Here is an 18,768-nt window from a genome sequence, read left to right on the forward strand (position 1 = left end):
CTCGCTGTCTGCCTTCCATCCTTCACGACAGTCGGCCACATGGCCCGTCCGTCCGTCAGTGACGATAGAATGGATTCGGATAGAAAATGAAGCTGCCTTTGGCCGCAAGCTCGGTCACCGTGCTGGTGACGGTTTCCTGCATACGACGGTGCAGCTCGGCAACCGCATCGTCGATCGAGCCCGGATATTCATGCAAGCCGAGTGGATCGGGCACCCGGATATGGGCGCAACGCGGTCCGGCCGGCTGCGGAATGAACCGGTTGATCGTGTCACGCAGTCCGCCCCGGCAATAGTCGTTGCGGATCCGCTTCAGATGTTCGGCGATCTCCTCCTGGGTGATGTGCGGGTTGGCCGAAGCCCAGGGCCCGACGCGTTGCAGCCTTTGAATCGTGTCGGCGAGCGCACGGACCTGCTTTTGCCCTTCCGCGTCGCCGGTGTTTTCGCGCTGCCAGCGACGCGCCCGCCGCAGAAGCTCGATGGTGTCGGTGATGGCAGCGTCGGGTGAGATGCTTTCGCCGAGCCGGCGGCCGAGTTCTGTGACCAACGCCTTCTGGCGTTCGGCATATGTCGCGCCTTCGTCGGACGGCATGCCGCAGGCGGCTTCATCGCGGGTCAGCAGCGTCGAACATATATGGTGGATGCGCTGCGGAAGCGTGTCGGTCGCCTGGCGTTCTATTTTCAGGCTTTTCTCGACATAGGCGCATTCCTTCGCCAGCGCCGCTTCGACATTCCTGGTGAAGGCAAGCTTCCAGATTACGGGGGCGATCCAGACCTTGAAATCGGGGGCCGTGGCCCGACCCAGCCTGAGAGCCTCAAGCCCCATCTCGACAGCACCCGGCAGCAACGGCGCAACGACATTGGCGTGCCAGCCGACGCCGCCTTCGGGATGCAGCAGCACGCCATGGCCTTTCAAGGCCCAGGCGACGGAGTGTTCCTTGGCTGCCCCGCTGTTGCCGGGAATCTGGGCGATCAGATTATTGGCCAGCCAGAATTTCTGCATCATTCTGCCAAGACCGTTGACGACGCCGTTCGTCGCCCACGACGCAGTGAGCGGGCTGACCTGCGACACGATCTCCTTGTCGATCATCCAGTCGGTGAAGAACTCGGGATGATTGGGCGTGATGAAGCTCGCCTTCCCCGCCCCGCAGCTTGCCCTCAGCCGCTCAAGGTCGGTGTCGGGAAAGTCGATATGGCGGACATTGGCGACGCCGCGCAAACCGGCCAGGCGGTTGAACGGCAAGATATCGCGAAATCCGGGAATGCCGCGCAGCATGACGATCCGGTTGACGGATGTCATGGCCCTGATCAGTACCGGGTTAGGTCTCGGCGCAACGAAGACATCGATCTTGCTCAAGCTGCTCCCCCATTGCGCCTGGACGCTGGGGACAAGGTTGAGAGACGATTGCGGCACGTTCAAGTCGTTCGCCACGACCACGGCGTGTCGTGGTTAATCAACTGGCCAGATGAAACACTATTTGGCCGGGCAGGCTTTCGTCTGGTCGAACAGCGACAGATTGACCAGCTTGCCGGTCATCGAGAAGTCGCCATAGTCCATGGTAAGGTCGCGGGTGATGCCGTTGTCATGCAGCTTGAAGCTGATGCGGTATTCCGGCACCTCTTCGCCTGTCTTGCCGGTGTCGTCGAAATAGGCGATGTCGACCGGCCAGTATTTGTCGGTGGCGAGCTTCGCCAGTGCCGGAGCCTCCGGATCGGCCTTGTCGGTGTCGGTTTTCTTGCCGACAACGACGGTGGTGGTCATCACCTTGTTGGCATCTTCGGAGCCGTCGAACAGGTTGGTTTCGTAGAAATTCTCGCCTTTTTCGGCCTTGCCGATCAGTTCGACCAGATGCTGGGTCGGAAACTGGGTCGTGGCCAGTTCGACGCTGTTCTTTTCCGGCTTGTCGATATCGACCTTCAGGCCCTTCGTTCCTTTCGTGGCGATGCCCTTGACCTCCTTGTCGAGGTTCTGGTCGACAAAGGACTTCGTCACGAATGAAAAGGTCTTGCCTTCCGCATCCTCGAACGTGGTCGTCTGCTGATCGGTCAGCCTGGTGTTGTCAGCGGTCACGATCTGGGTGACGAAGCGGAATTTCACCGTATAACCTTCGCAGGCCGAGCCGTTGAACTCATAGACCATGCGGCCGGATATGCCCGTGATGCCGGACTGATCGGAAGCCTTTTTCAGGGTAAGGTCGTAAACGGCGCGGTGGGCCTGCAGCGCCGGCGCGGCGAAGGCTGGGCCGATCGAGAAGACCCCCGACAGCAGGACGGCATGGAATGCAAGGCGCGCTGCGCGCATGAGGTACTCCGATCGTCGCGGCTGATGGCAAGCCGCAGGGAAAGATGGTCCAGCTTAAAAAAAGTCATGGCGGAAGCGAGGCAAAAATAGCAATTTCGGCCCGGCCGGCACGGCGTCACCAAGCAATAGGGAAATACCATGAGTGAAACAATCGAAAAGCGGCTAAGCGACCTGGGCGTGACGCTTCCTGTCGCCGCCGCGCCCGCTGCCAACTACGTACCCTATTGCAGGACCGGCAATTTGCTGTTCACCGCCGGGCAATTGCCGCTCAAGGACGGCAAGCTGCAGGCGAGCGGGCTGCACGGCCGCGACGTCGACACGGCAGGCGGCAAAGAGGCGGCAAAATACTGCGCGATCAACATCCTGGCGCAGGCCAAGGCAGCGCTCGGCAACCTCGAGAAGATCCGCCGGTTGGTGAAGATCACCGTTTTCGTGGCTTCGACGCCTGAGTTTGTCGAGCAGCATCTGGTTGCCAACGGCGCCTCCGATTTCCTGGTCGCGGCGCTTGGCGAGCGCGGCAAGCATGCCCGTTCCGCCGTCGGCACGGCCTGCCTGCCGCTTAATGCCGCAGTGGAAATCGAAGCCATCTTTGAAGTCGAATGAGCCAGGGGACAGATATGACTGACCTATCCTGGCTGACCGCCCGGCCCGTCGCCCATCGCGGCTTCCATGACATGAACAAGACGCGCTGGGAAAACACGCTTTCCGCCTTCGCGGCGGCGGCCGAGCGCGGCTATGCCATCGAATGCGACGTGCACCTGTCGTCCGACCGCATTCCGGTCATCATCCATGACGGCGATCTCAAGCGCCTGACCGGCCAGGACGGCTTCGTCTGGCAGCGCACAGCGGCGGAACTGGCGGCGCTCAAGATCGGTGGCACGGCGGACAATGTGCCGACGCTTCAGGAAGCGCTCGACCTGATCGACGGGCGCGTGCCACTGGTCGTCGAGCTGAAGGGCGTACCCGGCTATGACGAAGGCCTGGTGGCAAGCGTCGGCAAGATGCTCAAGCGCTACAAGGGCAAAGCCGCGATCATGTCGTTCGACCACTGGCTGGTCCGCGATTTCCCGAAACACGCGCCGGGCATTCCGGGCGGACTGACCGCCTACGGCAAAGACGTCAGGCTGATCGAGGCGCATTTCGCCATGCTGGCGCACGAGATCGTCTTCACCTCCTATGCCGCCGGCGACCTGCCGAACGAGTTCGTCAGCTTCGTGCGTGAAAAGCTGAAAATGCCTGTCATCACTTGGACCGTGCAGGACCAGCCGGCTGTCGACCTGACCTTCAGATATGCCGACCAGATGACATTCGAGGGGTTCGAACCCGATCTTGTCAAAGTCGCCTGAGTGTCTGAAACGTGACTTGTACCAAGCTGGACGGAGCTTAAATAAGCCTCATGGATCAAGGCGACGAGGGCGATGGCCAGACAGCAAATGCGGACTATTCGATCCGCGTCGCCGCTGGCATCGGCGCTTTCACCCCAGAGGAATGGAATAGCTTTGCCGGAACTGTGCGCGGCGATGCAGAAACCAATTACAATCCTTTGGTTTCCTTCGCTTTTCTGAGCGCGCTTGAGGATTCCGGATGCGCCGTGCGGCGCACCGGTTGGCAGGGCCACCATCTCAGGCTGGAGGATGGGCAAGGCAGATTGCTGGGCGCGGTGCCCTGCTATCTCAAATCGCACAGCCAGGGCGAATATGTGTTCGACCATGGCTGGTCGGATGCGTTCGAGCGCGCCGGTGGCCGCTACTATCCCAAACTGCAAAGTGCTGTGCCATTTTCCCCGGTCACCGGCCCTCGCCTGCTGGTCACCAAGGGTGAGGACAGCGCCACGGTGAAGGCTGGTCTCGCGGCCGGTCTGAAGGCGGTCACGCAAAAACTCGGTGTCTCTTCCGCGCATGTCACCTTCGCGCAAGAGAGCGACGTGGAAGTGCTGGAAGCGGCAGGTTTCCTGCACCGCACCGACCAGCAATTCCATTTCTTCAACGAAGGCTTTTCGACCTATGACGACTTCCTCGCCACCCTTGCCTCACGCAAGCGAAAGGCGATGAAGAAGGAAAGGCGCGAAGCGCTTGCCGATGGCATTTCGATCGATCGGCTGACCGGCAAGGACATCACCGAGAAGGCCTGGGACGATTTTTATGCCTTCTACATGGACACCGGCAGCCGCAAATGGGGCCGGCCCTATCTCAACCGCCAGTTCTTCTCGCTGATCGGCGAACGCATGGCCGACGATATCCTGCTGGTGATGGCGAGGCGCAACGGGCGCTACATTGCCGGGGCCATCAATTTCATCGGCTTCGACGCACTATATGGCCGCAACTGGGGCTGCATCGAGGACCATCCCTTCCTGCATTTCGAGGTTTGCTACCATCAGGCGATCGACTTCGCCATCGAACGCAAGCTGAAGGTGGTCGAGGCAGGCGCGCAAGGCGAGCACAAGCTGGCGCGCGGCTACCGGCCGGTGACCATGCATTCCGCGCACTACATCGCTCATCCCGGCCTGCGCAACGCCGTTGCCGATTATCTCAGGCGCGAACGCCACGAGGTGGAGCGGATGAGCGAATATCTCGAAGGGCACACCCCGTTCCGCAAGGATCTGGAGGAATAGCAACAGGTTGCCCTGATGGGCAGGGTCGACGATCGTCTTGCCGACTTTCGACGGCTTCGTTACACGAAAGTCACAATCCGGAGCATTGCCATGGCTGAAACCGCCTATGACACCGACAACATTTTCGCGAGAATCCTGCGCGGCGAAATTCCCTCGCACCGCGTCTACGAGGACGATGCGTTCATAGCCTTCATGGATGTGATGCCGCAGGGGCCAGGCCATACGCTCGTGGTGCCGAAGGTACCGTCGCGCAACCTGCTTGACGCCGATCCGTCGATTTTCGGTCCGCTTTTCACGGTCGTTCAGAAGCTAGCGCAGGCGGTAAAAAAGGCCTTCAGCGCCGACGGCGTCACCGTCATGCAGTTCAATGAGCCGGCCTCGGGACAGACCGTGTACCATCTGCATGTGCATGTGATCCCGCGCTTCGACGGCGTCCCGCTGAAGCCGCACACCGGCGAGATGGAGAAGCCGGAGGTGTTAGTCGAAAACGCCGAAAAGATACGAGCGGCACTGCAAGGCTGACGCCGCAATCGCCGACAAACTGGAAACAGCTTTAACCGGCCGAGGGTTGAGCCCGTTGCTCGATGGCACTCGGCCGAGCGACGCCTTGCTCCAGCCGCAGGCGGATCGTATCCGCGCATTGCACAGGGCTCAAAAGCGAGGTGTCGACTTCCAGATCGTATTTGCCTGGCCGGTGGACCTCTTCCTGCCATAGACGCACGGGCAATGGCACGGGATCGTCGGGCGAACCGGTCAGATATCCCTTGTCGGCCGCGCTGACGGCACGCCTTTCCATGATGATTTCGATCGGGCAGCGAACACCGACAAGCAGCACCGGCAGGCCGGCGAGACGGCGAGCGCAATCGGCCAGGATGTGGAGCGGTTTCGAATAGGCATCGTGATGGCCGACATCCGCAACGACATTCAGTTCCAACCGGCTATGAGCGGCTATCGATTCGTAGAGCGCGGCGTACAATCCGGGCACGAAGGCCTCAAGGTCCGGACGCTCGCCGCCAGGCCGCAATCCTATCCCAGGCCGATAGCGTGGCGGCGTGGCCTGCTCGTAGACGTCGACACCGAGATTGAGCCAGACACCGTCGAAGCTCTCCTGAATAGCTCTCGCGATGCTTGATTTTCCCGATCGCGGCGCGCCGTTCAGGATAATGATCTGCCCGGCCATGCATCCTCCCGCTCCAATGAAAAAAGCCCCGTTTCCGGGGCTTTTTCGACTTACGTCAAGGTCAGTTCTTTCGGGGCAGTTGCGGCACGAGGCTGCGCTTGCCGCCGTCCTTGCCCTTGGCTTCGGGCTTCTGCGCCACCAGCTTCTTGGCTGCGGGCTTCTTCGCCACGGCCTTTCTGGGCTTCGGCGTTTCTTCCGGCTCTTCCTTCTTCGGCTTCACCGGCGCCTCGTCGGCGAGCGATTCGAGCTTCAGGCCGGTTTCGCCGGTTTCCTTCTTCTCGACGGTGACCCGCACCGTACCGCCCTTCTTGAGCTTGCCGAACAGCACCTCGTCGGCCAGCGGCTTCTTGATGTGCTCCTGGATCACCCGGCCGAGCGGCCGCGCTCCCATGCGCTCATCATAGCCCTTGTCGGCGAGCCAGGCGATCGCATCTGACGACAGGTCGAAGGTGACGCCACGCTCGGAAAGCTGGGCTTCGAGCTGCATGACGAACTTCTGCACCACCTGATGGATGACCGGCACCGGCAGCGAGCCGAACGGGATGATCGCATCGAGACGGTTGCGGAATTCCGGCGTGAACAGCCGGTTGATCGCCTCGACATCGTCGCCTTCGCGCTTGGTCGAGCCGAAGCCGATCGCCGCGCGCTGCGCATCCGACGCACCCGCATTGGTGGTCATGATCAGGATCACATTGCGGAAGTCGATCTGCTTGCCGTTGTGGTCCGTCAGCTTGCCGTGGTCCATCACCTGCAACAGGATGTTGAACAGGTCCGGATGCGCCTTCTCGACTTCGTCCAGCAACAGCACGCAATGCGGATGCTGGTCGACGCCGTCGGTCAAAAGACCGCCCTGGTCGAAGCCGACATAGCCGGGAGGGGCGCCGATCAGCCGTGAAACGGTGTGGCGTTCCATGTATTCCGACATGTCGAAGCGGATCAGCTCGACGCCGAGCGAGGCGGCCAACTGCTTGGCCACTTCGGTCTTGCCGACGCCGGTCGGTCCGGAGAACAGGTAGGAGCCGATCGGCTTTTCCGGTTCGCGCAGGCCGGCCCGTGCGAGCTTGATGGCCGAGGTCAGCGCGGTAATCGCGGTGTCCTGACCATAGACGACGCGCTTCAGCTCGATATCGAGGCCTTGCAGCACCTTCTCGTCGTCGGCCGAAACCGTCTTCGGCGGGATGCGGGCCATGGTGGCGATCGTGGCTTCGATCTCCTTGATGCCGATGGTCTTCTTGCGCTTGCTTTCCGGCACCAGCATTTGCGAGGCGCCGGTCTCGTCGATCACGTCGATTGCCTTGTCCGGCAGCTTGCGGTCGTTGATGTAGCGCGCCGAAAGCTCCACCGAGGCCTTGATCGCCTCGTTGGTGAACTTCACCTTGTGGAATTCCTCATAATAGGGCTTCAGGCCCTTCATGATCTCGATAGCGTCCTGGATGGTCGGCTCGTTGACGTCGATCTTCTGGAAGCGCCGCACCAGGGCGCGGTCCTTCTCGAAGAACTGGCGGAATTCCTTGTAGGTGGTCGAGCCGATGCAGCGGATCGCACCCGACGACAGAGCCGGCTTCAACAGATTCGACGCATCCATGGCGCCGCCCGATGTGGCCCCGGCCCCGATCACCGTGTGGATCTCGTCGATGAACAGCACAGCACCTGGATAGTCCTCGAGTTCCTTGACGACCTGCTTCAGCCGTTCCTCGAAATCACCGCGATAGCGCGTGCCGGCAAGCAGCGTGCCCATGTCGAGCGCGAAGATGGTGGCGTTGTGCAGCACTTCGGGAACGTCGCCCTCGACGATGCGCTTGGCCAGGCCTTCGGCGATCGCCGTCTTGCCGACGCCGGGATCACCGACATAGAGCGGGTTGTTCTTGGAGCGGCGGCACAGCACCTGGATGGTGCGGTTGATCTCGGATTCGCGGCCGATCAGCGGGTCGATCTTGCCGGCTTTGGCCTTGTTGTTGAGGTTGACGCAATAAGCCGTCAGCGCGTCCTGCTGCTGCTTCTTCTTGCCGCCTTCCTCCTGCGGCTCGGCGCCGTTCTGGCCGCCCTGCTCGTCATCGGCGCCGCGCGGCGAGCGGGTCTCCGACGCGCCCGGACGCTTGGCGATGCCGTGCGAGATGTAGTTGACCGCGTCGTAGCGGGTCATCTGCTGTTCCTGCAGGAAATAGGCGGCATGGCTCTCGCGCTCGGCGAAGATGGCGACGAGCACGTTGGCGCCCGACACTTCCTCGCGGCCCGATGACTGCACATGGATCACCGCGCGCTGGATGACGCGCTGGAAACCGGCCGTCGGCTTGGAGTCCTCGTCGTAGCCGGTGACGAGGTTGTCGAGTTCGGTGTCGATATAGGTGAGAACCGTGTGCTTGAGCTCATCGAGATCGACATTGCAGGCGCGCATGACGGCGGCGGCCTCGGTGTCGTCGATGAGCGCGAGCAGCAAATGTTCAAGGGTTGCGTATTCATGGTGCCGCTCATTGGCGAGCGTCAGCGCCTGGTGAAGCGCCTTTTCCAGGCCTTGGGAGAAAGCCGGCATGTTACCTCACTTCTTCTCCATCACGCATTGCAGCGGATGCTGATTCTGTCGGGCGAAATCCATGACCTGGGACACTTTGGTCTCGGCCACCTCGAATGTATAGACCCCGCACTCGCCCACTCCATGATTGTGAACATGAAGCATGATGCGTGTGGCGGCTTCGCGGTCCTTCTGGAAAAAACGCTCCAGCACGTGAACCACGAACTCCATGGGCGTGTAGTCGTCGTTGAGGATGAGGACCCGATAAAGGCTAGGCTTCTTGGTCTTGGTTTTGGTGCGCGTGATGACGGCCGTCCCGCGGCCGGCCTCATTGCCGTCGCCGCCGCCGTTTTGCATCCGCGCCACGTGTCTCGTGGCAGTCAAACCGATCGTCACGTATTCCTGCCTTTTTCGAATCCCCATGCGAGTCCGACATGTAGGTGTTCGATGTACGATTTTAAGCCCTTCTGTTTAGCTGACAATATGGCTAGGTGACCAAACTTGGACGATTTTCGCAATCGTGAAGGGGCGAGAGGCCCTTGATCGGGAATTGACATGAAAAAACCCGGCCGCGTTTCCGCAGCCGGGTTTTGTCACGGCCCAAAGGGCCGAATCCGGGTCATGCCGGGACGAAGTTACTTCGCCTTGGCAACGATCGATTCGAAAGGCTTGTAAGCTTCCTTGGCGAGCTCGGCATAAAGATCGCCGATCTTGGTGGCCTCGGCGACGAACGCCTCGTAGGACTGCTTGGCGTAATCCGACTGGATCTCGATCGCCTTTTCCAGCGACTTGGCCGAAAACAGCTTCTCCACAGTGGCGCTGCCGGACTCAAAACTCTTCTTGGTGTATTCGCCAGCCTCGGTGGCGATCGCCTGGGCGCCCTTGGAGAGCGACGCGAAGCTCTTCAATCCGGTGTCGGCAAATTCTTTGCCGTATTTGCTGAAGTCCTCATAGGTCTGGGTCATTTCACGATTCCCTTGACGGTTGAGGCGTCCTTCTTCGGGGCGCCCTTGTGCAATGCACTACAATATATTGTGCGCCGCACAAAAGTCAATGTTTCGCGGTGTGCGAGCCCGCCTGCGCAGGCAATGGCTAAAAATCGAATAAAGAGAGCTTCAAGCCCGAATAAAATGGTGAACGCGGCGGTTACCATAAACGGATTGGTAACGCTGCCCCGGTAGCTTGGCCGGAAGCGAGGCAGGACCCTTTGCCGCCTCCAGCGCAACGAAGAAATCCAAGGGAAGTACCAGTGCGTAAGGCGTTGTTGGGCATCGTTTCCAAATCCACCTCCCCTCTCAAAACGATCATGATCATCGCCATGGCGATGGCGTTCGTTTGCGGCGACGTTGCCTCGTCGCTGGCGGCGAGGTCGGCGGCCATCGTCATCGACGCCAAGACCGGCAAGGTGCTGTATTCGGCGGACGCAGACGGCAGGCGCTATCCGGCATCGCTGACCAAGATGATGACGCTCTATCTGACCTTCGAAGCACTGGCGAAGGGCAAGATCAGCAGGAATTCGCAGGTCGTGTTCTCGGCCAATGCCGCGGCCGAGCCGCCGACGAAGCTCGGCGTCAAGGCAGGCGGCTCGGTTACGGTCGAGACCGCGATCCTGTCGATGGTCACCAAATCCGCAAACGACTCTGCAACCGCGCTCGGCGAAATGCTCGGCGGCAACGAAGCCACTTTCGCCCGCATGATGACCGCCAAGGCGCGTGCCTTGGGCATGAACGGCACCGTGTTCCGGAACGCCAACGGCCTGCCCAATCCCGGCCAGTTCACCACCGCGCGCGACATGGCGACGCTCGGCATCGCGCTGAGGGAGCATTTCCCGCAGTATTACGGCTATTTCTCGCAGCGTTCCTTTCTCTATGGGCGCCAGCGCATCAACGGCCACAACCGCCTGCTCGGGCGCATCAAGGGCGTCGACGGCATCAAGACGGGCTACACCCGCGCCTCCGGCTTCAACCTCGTCTCGTCGGTTTCCGACGGCAATCGCCGCATCGTCGGCGTCGTCATGGGCGGCACCTCAGGCGGTAGCCGCGACAATCAGATGGCGACGTTGATCAACACCTATTTGCCGAGGGCATCGACCCGCGGCGGCGGCGATCTGGTAGCCAAGGCCGGCGACAACAACCCGATCACCGCGCTTGCCAAAGTGCTCTTGCCCAAGCACGACGCGCCGACACCGGACGACAAGCCTGATGTGGCGCAGGACGATGCCACCGTCGCCGAGGACGCTACGGTCGCGGAAGACGACACCGCGCAGGCCGAAGAGGCGGCCCCGGTCGTCAAGGCCAGGAAGGTCAAGACCGTCATCGTATCGGCCCCTCAAATTGCCACCGCCCAGGTCGTCGCTGCCTATGCCGAGCCGACGCCGGCGGCTGTCGACCCGGTCAACACGGCGTCGGTGCCGTCGGGCTGGGCCATTCAGGTGGCCTCGTCGCCAAAACAGTCCGAAGCCCAGGCCTTCCTCGACAAGACCACCAAGCAAGCGCCCAAGGTGCTGGCCGACGCGTCCGGCTTCACCGTCGCCTTCGACAAGGACGGGGTCACTTATTACCGCGCCCGCTTCGGTGGCTTTGGTTCGAAGACCGCCGCCTGGAAGGCCTGCACCGCTTTGAAGAAGAAGAACATCGAGTGCTACGCCGTCCAGCAGTAGGACTGCGTGGAAGTCATCTCCCGGAAAAATTCTGCGTCGAAGGAGACTAGTTGTGATTGGAGAGCAAGACGTCCTTGGCTTCATTAATCCGCGCCGCCAGGAAAGACGTGCCGCCGATATCGGGGTGCAGGCGCTGCATCAGGCGGCGGTGCGCCTTGCGGACATCCGCCGCGGCGGCCCCCGCTTCAAGACCAAGGACCTTGTAGGCCTCCTCCTTAGTCATGGCGCCCGAACCTGGCGCAACACCCAACCCTTCGCCACCGTTCGTCTCAGTGTTTTTGCGCCAGACGGGAAATCTGCCGTCAAGATACGTCTCTAGCAACTGCCGGCTCTCCGGATCGCCGGAGAGTTCCCGGTAGAGATGCTGCAACTCTCCCAGCCCCATCGCACCCAGCATCTTGCCTTCATGGCGGCCGGCCAGGACCAGTCCTTCGAGGCCGCCGGTAGCGTGATCAAGCTCCATTTCCAATGCCGCGGTACGCACCGTCGAACGCTTGCCCTGCACCGGTCTGGCCGTCTGGTGTTTCATTCGCACCGAACCATACCAGGCAATTGCAGCGGCCAATATGATGCCGGCGATTCCTTCGCGCCCGACCACAAGCACAGCGACGCCGATCAGCGCCAAAAGAACCGGCCCGAGCGTGCGCATCCCGCTTGCCAGTTTTCCCGGATCAGCGCGCAGAAAGATGGTCACCGCGCCGAGAAGCACCAGAAGCAATGCAACAAATAAGATAACTGCGCCCATCAGTTGCCGCCGCCCCGCAGATGCTCGATCATCAGCCGGTCTTCCGGCCTGCCCCTGGCTTCAAGCGCCTTCAGCCCGCCGGTTGCAAACACCGCAACCGCTGAAAGCAATCCTGCCAGGGTCGCGGCAGCCCGCCGATCAAATCGGAACCAAGCCCCTTTGGACAACCGCGCGATTTCCTTAAACGCTTTTTCTGCGCCGGAATCGTGACCTTCCTGGAAAACGAAGACAGGAACGCCATGCAGGCCGAGGCTGCCGGCCATTTCGGCCAGATCGTCGATGTTTTCCTCCATCGCATCGCCGATATAGACCAGCGCATTGACCTTGGCCGTAGCCGTCTGTTTCAGCGCATGCGCCAGCACCTTGCCGATCTGGGTGTGGCCGCTGCGGCATTGGATTCGCGTCATCAGCTGCTTCAAGGCATTGGTATCGGTTACGAAAGCGGACGAACGGCACTCGCCCAGCCCGCGAAAATAGACCAGTTGGACGCTGAGGATTCCGGCCTTGCCGACGGCATCGAACATCTGGCCCTGCAGCTCACAAGCCAGATCCCAGGTCGGCTGGCGGCTCATCGTCGCGTCGAGCGACAAGATCAGCCTGCCCGAGCCCGTCGCCGACGCAGCCAGCATCCTTGCCTGCCGAAGAAAGGCTTCGATCTCGCCGGCATCGGATTGAGGTTTGACCGGCGCAGGATTGGCCCTTGCGGGCACGGGCTGCTTCTTGTCGTTCATGAAAACAAGATGTGGCGTTGTTCCACCGCTTGCAAGCCCTGCCCAAGGCAACATTGAGGGCCAGAGGCCTGGATTCTCAGGGGTCAGAGCAGACCGAGATCGGCAAGCTCGCGCCTGAGTTTTGGCGGCATCTCGATCAGCCCGGCCTTGCCCTTGCCGAGATCGGGTGGCGCGTCCGCCGGCTTCAGATAGCGCCAGCCCTGAAAGGCCCGGCGCGGCTGCCAGTCGGTTCGAACAACCTCAGGGTCGAGTATCAGGTGGCAGCGGCCGACGCCCTCACCGTCGGTGAACGGCCGGATCTCGGTGATCAGCTGGCGGCATTGCACATTGCCCTTGATCACCCAGTAGAGCGAACCGCCATCGGTAACTTCGGCGCCGCGCGTCGGCATCATGCGGGTGGTGTGGTATTGCTCGACCGGCTCACCGGCGCGCCGCCGCTCGTCGAGACGGAAGGCAATCCACTCTTCGAGATCCTCGACGCTGTCGCAGCCGACACAGAGTTTTATGAGATTGAGAGACATCGCATAAGGTTAGACCGGCACGCGAATGCGTCAACGGCCTGATCGACTTCTCCACAGTAGCGGCTTAGGCCAGACCTCAGCACTCCACGACATTGACGGCTAGCCCGCCAAGGCTGGTTTCCTTATACTTCTCGTTCATGTCGAGGCCGGTCTGGCGCATGGTTTCGATCGCCGCATCGAGTGGTACGAAATGGATGCCGTCGCCCTTGATGGCCAGTGACGCAGCCGTCACCGCCTTGACGGCGCCCAGCGCATTGCGCTCGATGCACGGCACTTGCACCAGCCCGCCGACCGGATCGCAGGTCATGCCGAGATGATGTTCGAGCGCGATCTCGGCGGCGTTTTCGACCTGCTCGGGCGTGCCGCCCATGACGGCGCACAGGCCGGCCGCCGCCATCGCCGACGCCGACCCGACCTCGCCCTGGCAGCCGACCTCTGCGCCCGAAATCGAGGCGTTGGTCTTGATAATGCCGCCGACGGCGGCTGCCGTAAGCAGGAAGTCGCGGATGCTCGGCTGGTCGGCCTCAGGATGGAAATGCAGCCAATAGCGCAGCACCGCCGGCAGCGTGCCTGCCGCGCCATTGGTCGGCGCGGTGACGACCCGGCCGCCAGCGGCATTCTCCTCATTGACCGCCATGGCGTAGATCGACAGCCAGTCATTGGCGAGCAGCGGATTGGGCTTGTTCTGCTGCCACTGCTCCTGCAGCTTGTCATGCAGCATGCGCGCGCGGCGGCGCACCTTCAGTCCGCCCGGCATGATGCCGTCCTGCGACAGGCCACGGTCGATGCAGCCCTTCATGGCGCTCCAGATGCCGTCGAGGCCGGCGTCGAGCTCCTCGCGCGACATCTGCGTCTCCTCGTTGACGCGCTTCATGTCGGCGATGGAAAGACCGCTTTTGCCGGCCATGGCCAGCATCTCGACCGCGTTCTTGAAGGGATAAGGCACTTTCTTGCCTTCTGTGGTCACCGAGCCCTTGGCCTTCATCCGCTGCAGCTCTTCTTCCGAAACCACGAAGCCGCCGCCGATCGAATAGTAGATGCGCTTGAGCAGCAGGCGGCCGCCTGAATCATAAGCATAGAAGGCCATGCCATTGGCGTGGCCGGTGAGCGGCATCTTGCGGTCCAGCACCAGATCGGTAGCCGGATCAAAGCGATAGGAGGGATGGCCGGGCGGCGAAATGCGCTTTTCGGCGGCGATGCGGCTGGCTATGCCATCGGCTTGATCGGGATCGACCGTCTGCGGCGTCAGACCGGCAAGGCCGAGCACGACCGCGCGATCACTGCCGTGGCCGATGCCGGTGTAGGCGAGCGAACCATGCAGGCTGGCGCCAAGCCGGTCGACCTTCACACCCGCCGGGCGCGGCCAGTCACTTCCCGCGATCTCGTCGAGAAACCGCGCCGCTGCGGTCATCGGCCCCATCGTGTGCGAACTCGAGGGTCCTATGCCGATCTTGAACAGGTCGAAAACCGAAAGGAACACGCGGCGTTGTCTCCTGGAGTCAGGTCAAAGACTACATATAGGAACTCCCAGGATATTTCCGCTCTTTTGGAAATCGCGGCGCTGCACCAGCCGACCTTGTTTGCTCCGGCAGCGACATTGGTGCCGATCGCTGGTCGCGGACATCGAAGCGACCCGCACTGAATGTGATAAATTCAGTCCATGGGCGATTCTATCGATCTTCCGACAGCCGATCTCGCGGCGCTAGCCTTCTTCCTCCTCGCGTGGCTGCTGCACACGTTCGCCTCCGACGGCAAGCTGGTCAGCCGCGTGTCGCTGACCACGGCTATGAATGCGCAGCGGCAAGCCTGGATGCGGACCATGGCCGAACGCGAGATCCGCATCGTCGACACCGCCATCATGAGCGGCCTGCAGCAAGGCACTGCCTTTTTCGCGTCCAGCTCACTGATCGCGATCGGCGGCTGCTTTGCCTTGCTCGGCGCGTCGGACCGGGTTCTTGAAGTGCTCAGCGACCTGCCCTTGGGCGGCGCGCCGTCGCGCGCGGCTTTCCAGATTAAGGTCTTCGGACTGGTGCTGATCCTGGCATTTTCGTTCTTCAAATTCGGCTGGGCTTATCGGCTGTTCAACTACTGCACGATCCTCATCGGCGCCGTGCCGATCCCGCATGGCGAAGCCTCGCGCAACCCGGTTACCGAAACGGCGGTGTGGCGTGCGGCGCAGATGAACATGCTCGCGGGAAAGCACTTCAACTCCGGCCTGCGCGGCGTGTTCTTCTCGATCGGCTATCTCGGCTGGTTCGTCGACCCCATGGTGTTCGTGTTGTCGACGCTGTTGCTGCTGGCCGTGCTGGTGCGGCGCCAGTTCTTCTCGGCGGCCAGACAGGCGGTGATCGGTCAGCCGCCAGGCCCTGGAAAAGGCTGATCGATCCGGCCTGACAGCCAATAGGCAAAAAGCCCGATCCATTCGCGGATGGCGGTGGTGGTGGCCTGCAGCGAATCAGCCGGGTTGTCGCGAAACAGGCCGACGCCTTCCCGTCCCGAAGTGCGATAGTCGACCGGCCACGGAACGGTCGCAAAGCCGGCCTTGTCGAACAGCGCCTTGGCGCGCGGCATATGGAAGGCCGAGGTCACCAGCAGCCAGGTCTCGCCGGGCTTCGGCGTCACCAGTTCCTTGGTGAAGACCGCATTCTCATAGGTGTTGCGGGACTTGTTCTCCAGGATCAGGCGATCGGCCGTCACACCAAGCGCGGTGAGCAGACGGGGTGCCGTGGCGGCATCGCCCTCGCCATCGAGAAACAACTCGCCTGTGCCGCCGGAGACGACGATTTTGGCGGTGGGAAAGCGCCGGGCGAGGACAGCGGCCTCGACCATCCGATCGCCGCTGCTGTTCAGATCATAGCCGCCGCGCACCAGGTTGATGGAGCCTTCAAAACCGCCGCCGAGCACGACGATGCCGTCGACCTTTTCCGGCAGCTTCGGGCGCGCAAAGCGCTCTTCCAGCGGGTTGAGCATCATGGCGCCAAGCGACGTCCAGGCCGACAGCGCAAGGATCAGGAGGGCCAGCACGCTGCCGGTGACCGCCAGCCGCGGGCGGCCTATCATCGCCGCGAGCAATCCCGCCAGCAACAGGAAGATCGCCAAATTGAGCGGTTGGATGAAAAACCAGAATATCTTGGAAAAATAGAAGAACATCGCTCATCGCTCTCGGACGAGCGGCATGCTTACCACCACTTTTCCGGCTGGAATGTGCCGGCCGCCTGCTCGATGACGGCAGCAGTCTGGAACAGGGTTTCCTCGTCGAACGGCCGGCCGATCAGCTGCAGCCCGAGCGGCAGGCCCTTGGCGTCGAGCCCGGCGGGCACGGCGATGCCCGGCAGGCCGGCCATGTTCACCGTGACCGTAAAAATGTCGTTGAGGTACATCTTGACCGGATCGGCGGCCATGTCCTCGTCGGCGATGCCGAAGGCGGCGGACGGCGTTGCCGGGGTCAGGATGACATCGACGCCGGCGGCGAAGACAGTCTCGAAGTCGCGCTTGATCAGATTGCGCACCTTCTGCGCCTGTAGGTAGTAGGCGTCGTAATAGCCGGCCGACAGCACATAGGTGCCGATCATGATGCGGCGCTTGACCTCGCGGCCGAAACCGGCTGCACGCGTCTTCTCGTACATGTCGACGATGTCCTTGCCCGGCACGCGCAACCCGTAGCGGACGCCGTCATAGCGGGCGAGGTTGGACGAAGCCTCGGCAGGGGCCACGATGTAGTAGGCCGGCAGCGCGTATTTGGTGTGCGGCAGGGAAATATCGACGATCTCGGCGCCGGCCTCCTTCAGCCAGGCAATGCCCTTTTGCCACAGCGCCTCGATCTCTTCGGGCATGCCATCGACGCGGTATTCCCGGGGAATGCCGACCTTCATGCCCTTGATCGGCTTGCCGATCACCGCTTCGTAGTCCGGCACAGGCCGGTCGACCGACGTGGTGTCCTTCGGATCGACGGACGCCATCGACTTCAACAGGATCGCGGCATCGCGCACGTCACGGGCGATCGGGCCGGCCTGGTCGAGCGACGAGGCGAAGGCGACGATGCCCCAGCGCGAGCAGCGGCCATAGGTCGGCTTGATGCCGACCGTGCCGGTGAAGGCGGCTGGCTGGCGGATCGAGCCGCCGGTATCCGTCGCCGTCGCGCCGGCGCACAGAAAAGCCGAAACGGCGGTCGCTGAACCGCCGGAAGAACCACCCGGCACCAACTGCGCATTGTCCAAGCTGCGCGCGGTCCTGGTGCCGCCGGCCGACACGAAGCCGCCGTCACCCTGATGCGTCGTCGGCATCACCACCGTGTCGACACGCAAACGCCGCCATGGGTTGATGACGGGACCATAATAAGACGTCTCGTTGGACGACCCCATGGCGAACTCGTCCATGTTAAGCTTGCCGAGCATCACCGCGCCGTCGGCCCACAGATTGGCGGTGACAGTCGATTCGTAGCGCGGCTTGAAGCCGTCGAGCACATGGCTGCAGGCCTGCGTATGGACGCCTTCGGTACCGAACAGGTCCTTGATACCGAGCGGGATGCCTTCCAGCGCACCGCCCTCGCCCTTCGCCAGTTTTGCGTCGGAGGCCTTGGCCATGTCGCGCGCCTTGTCACTGGTCACCGCGACATAGGCATTGAGCGCCGGATTGGCGCGATCGATGGCCGCGAGATAGGCCCCGGTGAGTTCGGTCGCGGTGATCTCCTTGCCGCGCAACTTGGCGCGCGCCTGCGAAATCGTCAGCTGGGTCAGGTCGCTCATCAAAGGCTCTTTTCGTAAAACACCGACCACTCGGAATCGGGATAATCCAGCACCGGGCCGCAGCGCGAAAACCCGGCGCGTTCGTAGACAGTCCAGGCGGCGGGATGGCGATCGCCCGTCTCCAGCACCAGGCGCTTCAGCCCCTCAGTACGCGCCAGCGCCTCGACCCGCTCGACGATGCTGGCGCCGATCTTGCGGCCGCGATGCGAAGGCCGTGTGTACATGCGCTTGACCTCGCCGGTGGCGCCGTCATGGCGCTTCAACGCACCGCAGCCAACAGCGAGACCATCCTCGCGGGCGATGAAAACGGTCGTATCCTCACCGGCCATCTGCTCGACCGTCAGATGGTAGCAGTGCTCAGGCGGCGTCAATTCGAGCAAGGTTTCGTTGAGTTCCTCGACCAGGCCGCGCACGTCGTCCTGCAGCGGCGTCTCGATGGCGATCTCGATTGCCATCGGCCCGCTACTCCACGACCTTCGGAACGAGGAAGAAATTCTCGTCGGTCGCCGGCGCATTGGCGACGATGTCGGCCGCCTTGCTGCCGTCGGTGACAACGTCCTGGCGCTTCTTCATCTCCATCGGCGTCACCGAAGTCATCGGTTCGACGCCGGAAACATCGACCTCGTTCAACTGCTCGACGAAGCCTAGTATAGCATTCAGCTCGCCGGTCATGCGTTGGGCATCTTCTTCACTCACCGCGATGCGGGCGAGATGCGCGACGCGCTTCACTGTTTGCAGATCAACAGACATGTTTTGCCTCGGGGAAAA

20 protein-coding genes are annotated in these 18,768 nt (G+C 62.1%); 6 read left to right on the forward strand and 14 right to left on the reverse strand.

The features are described from left to right. Window positions 1-55 precede the first annotated feature (55 nt). On the reverse strand, window positions 56-1,354 hold the full coding sequence (locus NKI73_RS05250; protein WP_352627794.1) for a lysophospholipid acyltransferase family protein: 1,299 nt from the start codon (window positions 1,352-1,354) through the stop codon (window positions 56-58). A 117-nt stretch (window positions 1,355-1,471) separates the two neighbouring features. After that, window positions 1,472-2,299, reverse strand: coding sequence for a cell envelope integrity EipB family protein (locus NKI73_RS05255; RefSeq protein WP_352627795.1), 828 nt, complete (start codon window positions 2,297-2,299; stop codon window positions 1,472-1,474). A gap of 138 nt (window positions 2,300-2,437) precedes the next feature. On the opposite strand from NKI73_RS05255, the gene NKI73_RS05260 reads away from it, so the two are divergent. The 4 genes from NKI73_RS05260 (at window position 2,438) to NKI73_RS05275 (ending at window position 5,432) form a co-directional block, all read left to right on the forward strand. Continuing rightward, the gene (locus NKI73_RS05260) at window positions 2,438-2,902 is read left to right on the forward strand and encodes a RidA family protein (protein WP_352627796.1); all 465 of its coding nucleotides are present in this window, start codon (window positions 2,438-2,440) and stop codon (window positions 2,900-2,902) included. A gap of 14 nt (window positions 2,903-2,916) precedes the next feature. After that, window positions 2,917-3,645: a glycerophosphodiester phosphodiesterase gene (locus NKI73_RS05265; protein ID WP_352627797.1), complete on the forward strand. Its 729-nt coding sequence runs from the start codon at window positions 2,917-2,919 to the stop codon at window positions 3,643-3,645. Between the two features lie 50 nt (window positions 3,646-3,695). Continuing rightward, window positions 3,696-4,910: a GNAT family N-acetyltransferase gene (locus tag NKI73_RS05270; RefSeq protein WP_352627798.1), complete on the forward strand. Its 1,215-nt coding sequence runs from the start codon at window positions 3,696-3,698 to the stop codon at window positions 4,908-4,910. 90 nt (window positions 4,911-5,000) lie between these two features. After that, window positions 5,001-5,432 carry an HIT family protein gene (locus NKI73_RS05275; RefSeq protein WP_352627799.1) on the forward strand — a complete coding sequence of 144 codons (432 nt, stop codon included), beginning with the start codon at window positions 5,001-5,003 and terminating at the stop codon, window positions 5,430-5,432. 31 nt (window positions 5,433-5,463) lie between these two features. Here the strand turns inward: NKI73_RS05275 and NKI73_RS05280 are convergent, their stop codons facing one another. The 4 genes from NKI73_RS05280 to NKI73_RS05295 all read right to left on the reverse strand — a co-directional run bounded on the left by NKI73_RS05280 (window position 5,464) and on the right by NKI73_RS05295 (window position 9,564). Continuing rightward, window positions 5,464-6,090 carry a chloramphenicol phosphotransferase CPT family protein gene (locus tag NKI73_RS05280; RefSeq protein WP_352627800.1) on the reverse strand — a complete coding sequence of 209 codons (627 nt, stop codon included), beginning with the start codon at window positions 6,088-6,090 and terminating at the stop codon, window positions 5,464-5,466. 61 nt (window positions 6,091-6,151) lie between these two features. After that, window positions 6,152-8,620: an ATP-dependent Clp protease ATP-binding subunit ClpA gene (gene clpA, locus NKI73_RS05285; protein ID WP_352627801.1), complete on the reverse strand. Its 2,469-nt coding sequence runs from the start codon at window positions 8,618-8,620 to the stop codon at window positions 6,152-6,154. Window positions 8,621-8,626: 6 nt separating this feature from the next. Beyond that, window positions 8,627-8,956: an ATP-dependent Clp protease adapter ClpS gene (gene clpS, locus NKI73_RS05290; RefSeq protein ID WP_010909565.1), complete on the reverse strand. Its 330-nt coding sequence runs from the start codon at window positions 8,954-8,956 to the stop codon at window positions 8,627-8,629. A gap of 278 nt (window positions 8,957-9,234) precedes the next feature. Further along, window positions 9,235-9,564 carry a phasin family protein gene (locus NKI73_RS05295; RefSeq protein WP_352627802.1) on the reverse strand — a complete coding sequence of 110 codons (330 nt, stop codon included), beginning with the start codon at window positions 9,562-9,564 and terminating at the stop codon, window positions 9,235-9,237. A gap of 284 nt (window positions 9,565-9,848) precedes the next feature. On the opposite strand from NKI73_RS05295, the gene NKI73_RS05300 reads away from it, so the two are divergent. Next, a complete protein-coding gene (locus tag NKI73_RS05300) occupies window positions 9,849-11,258 on the forward strand; it encodes an SPOR domain-containing protein (protein ID WP_352627803.1) in 1,410 nt (469 codons plus the stop codon). A gap of 46 nt (window positions 11,259-11,304) precedes the next feature. On the opposite strand, the gene NKI73_RS05305 is transcribed toward NKI73_RS05300, so the two are convergent. From NKI73_RS05305 to NKI73_RS05320, 4 genes are all read right to left on the reverse strand, one after another. Continuing rightward, complete coding sequence (locus NKI73_RS05305) at window positions 11,305-12,003, reverse strand: DnaJ domain-containing protein (RefSeq protein WP_352627804.1); 699 nt, start codon at window positions 12,001-12,003, stop codon at window positions 11,305-11,307. Continuing rightward, window positions 12,003-12,734: a vWA domain-containing protein gene (locus NKI73_RS05310; protein WP_352627805.1), complete on the reverse strand. Its 732-nt coding sequence runs from the start codon at window positions 12,732-12,734 to the stop codon at window positions 12,003-12,005. Before NKI73_RS05310 ends, NKI73_RS05305 begins: the two co-directional genes overlap by 1 nt. Before the next feature lie 83 nt (window positions 12,735-12,817). Next, window positions 12,818-13,255: a DUF1489 family protein gene (locus NKI73_RS05315; protein WP_352627806.1), complete on the reverse strand. Its 438-nt coding sequence runs from the start codon at window positions 13,253-13,255 to the stop codon at window positions 12,818-12,820. Between the two features lie 76 nt (window positions 13,256-13,331). After that, window positions 13,332-14,735: an L-serine ammonia-lyase gene (locus NKI73_RS05320; protein WP_352627807.1), complete on the reverse strand. Its 1,404-nt coding sequence runs from the start codon at window positions 14,733-14,735 to the stop codon at window positions 13,332-13,334. Window positions 14,736-14,915: 180 nt separating this feature from the next. Between NKI73_RS05320 and NKI73_RS05325 the strand changes: the two genes are divergently transcribed. Next, window positions 14,916-15,635, forward strand: a complete 720-nt coding sequence (locus NKI73_RS05325; protein WP_352627808.1) for a DUF599 domain-containing protein — start codon at window positions 14,916-14,918, stop codon at window positions 15,633-15,635. On the opposite strand, the gene NKI73_RS05330 is transcribed toward NKI73_RS05325, so the two are convergent. Genes NKI73_RS05330 through gatC form a run of 4 tightly spaced genes read right to left on the reverse strand, consistent with a single transcriptional unit; the run spans window position 15,608 to window position 18,750 of the window. Further along, complete coding sequence (locus NKI73_RS05330; RefSeq protein ID WP_352627809.1) at window positions 15,608-16,405, reverse strand: YdcF family protein; 798 nt, start codon at window positions 16,403-16,405, stop codon at window positions 15,608-15,610. The two genes, NKI73_RS05325 and NKI73_RS05330, sit on opposite strands and share 28 nt — an antisense overlap. A gap of 29 nt (window positions 16,406-16,434) precedes the next feature. Beyond that, the gene (locus NKI73_RS05335) at window positions 16,435-18,000 is read right to left on the reverse strand and encodes an amidase (RefSeq protein WP_352627810.1); all 1,566 of its coding nucleotides are present in this window, start codon (window positions 17,998-18,000) and stop codon (window positions 16,435-16,437) included. Beyond that, entirely contained in the window at window positions 18,000-18,455 is a 456-nt protein-coding gene (locus NKI73_RS05340) for a GNAT family N-acetyltransferase (protein ID WP_352627811.1), read from the reverse strand. The genes NKI73_RS05335 and NKI73_RS05340 overlap by 1 nt, the downstream gene beginning before the upstream one ends. A 7-nt stretch (window positions 18,456-18,462) precedes the next feature. Next, window positions 18,463-18,750 carry an Asp-tRNA(Asn)/Glu-tRNA(Gln) amidotransferase subunit GatC gene (gatC, locus tag NKI73_RS05345; protein ID WP_352627812.1) on the reverse strand — a complete coding sequence of 96 codons (288 nt, stop codon included), beginning with the start codon at window positions 18,748-18,750 and terminating at the stop codon, window positions 18,463-18,465. Window positions 18,751-18,768 lie beyond the last annotated feature (18 nt).

The organism is Mesorhizobium sp. M0496 (genome assembly GCF_040321205.1).
Taxonomy (GTDB): Bacteria; Pseudomonadota; Alphaproteobacteria; order Rhizobiales; family Rhizobiaceae; genus Mesorhizobium.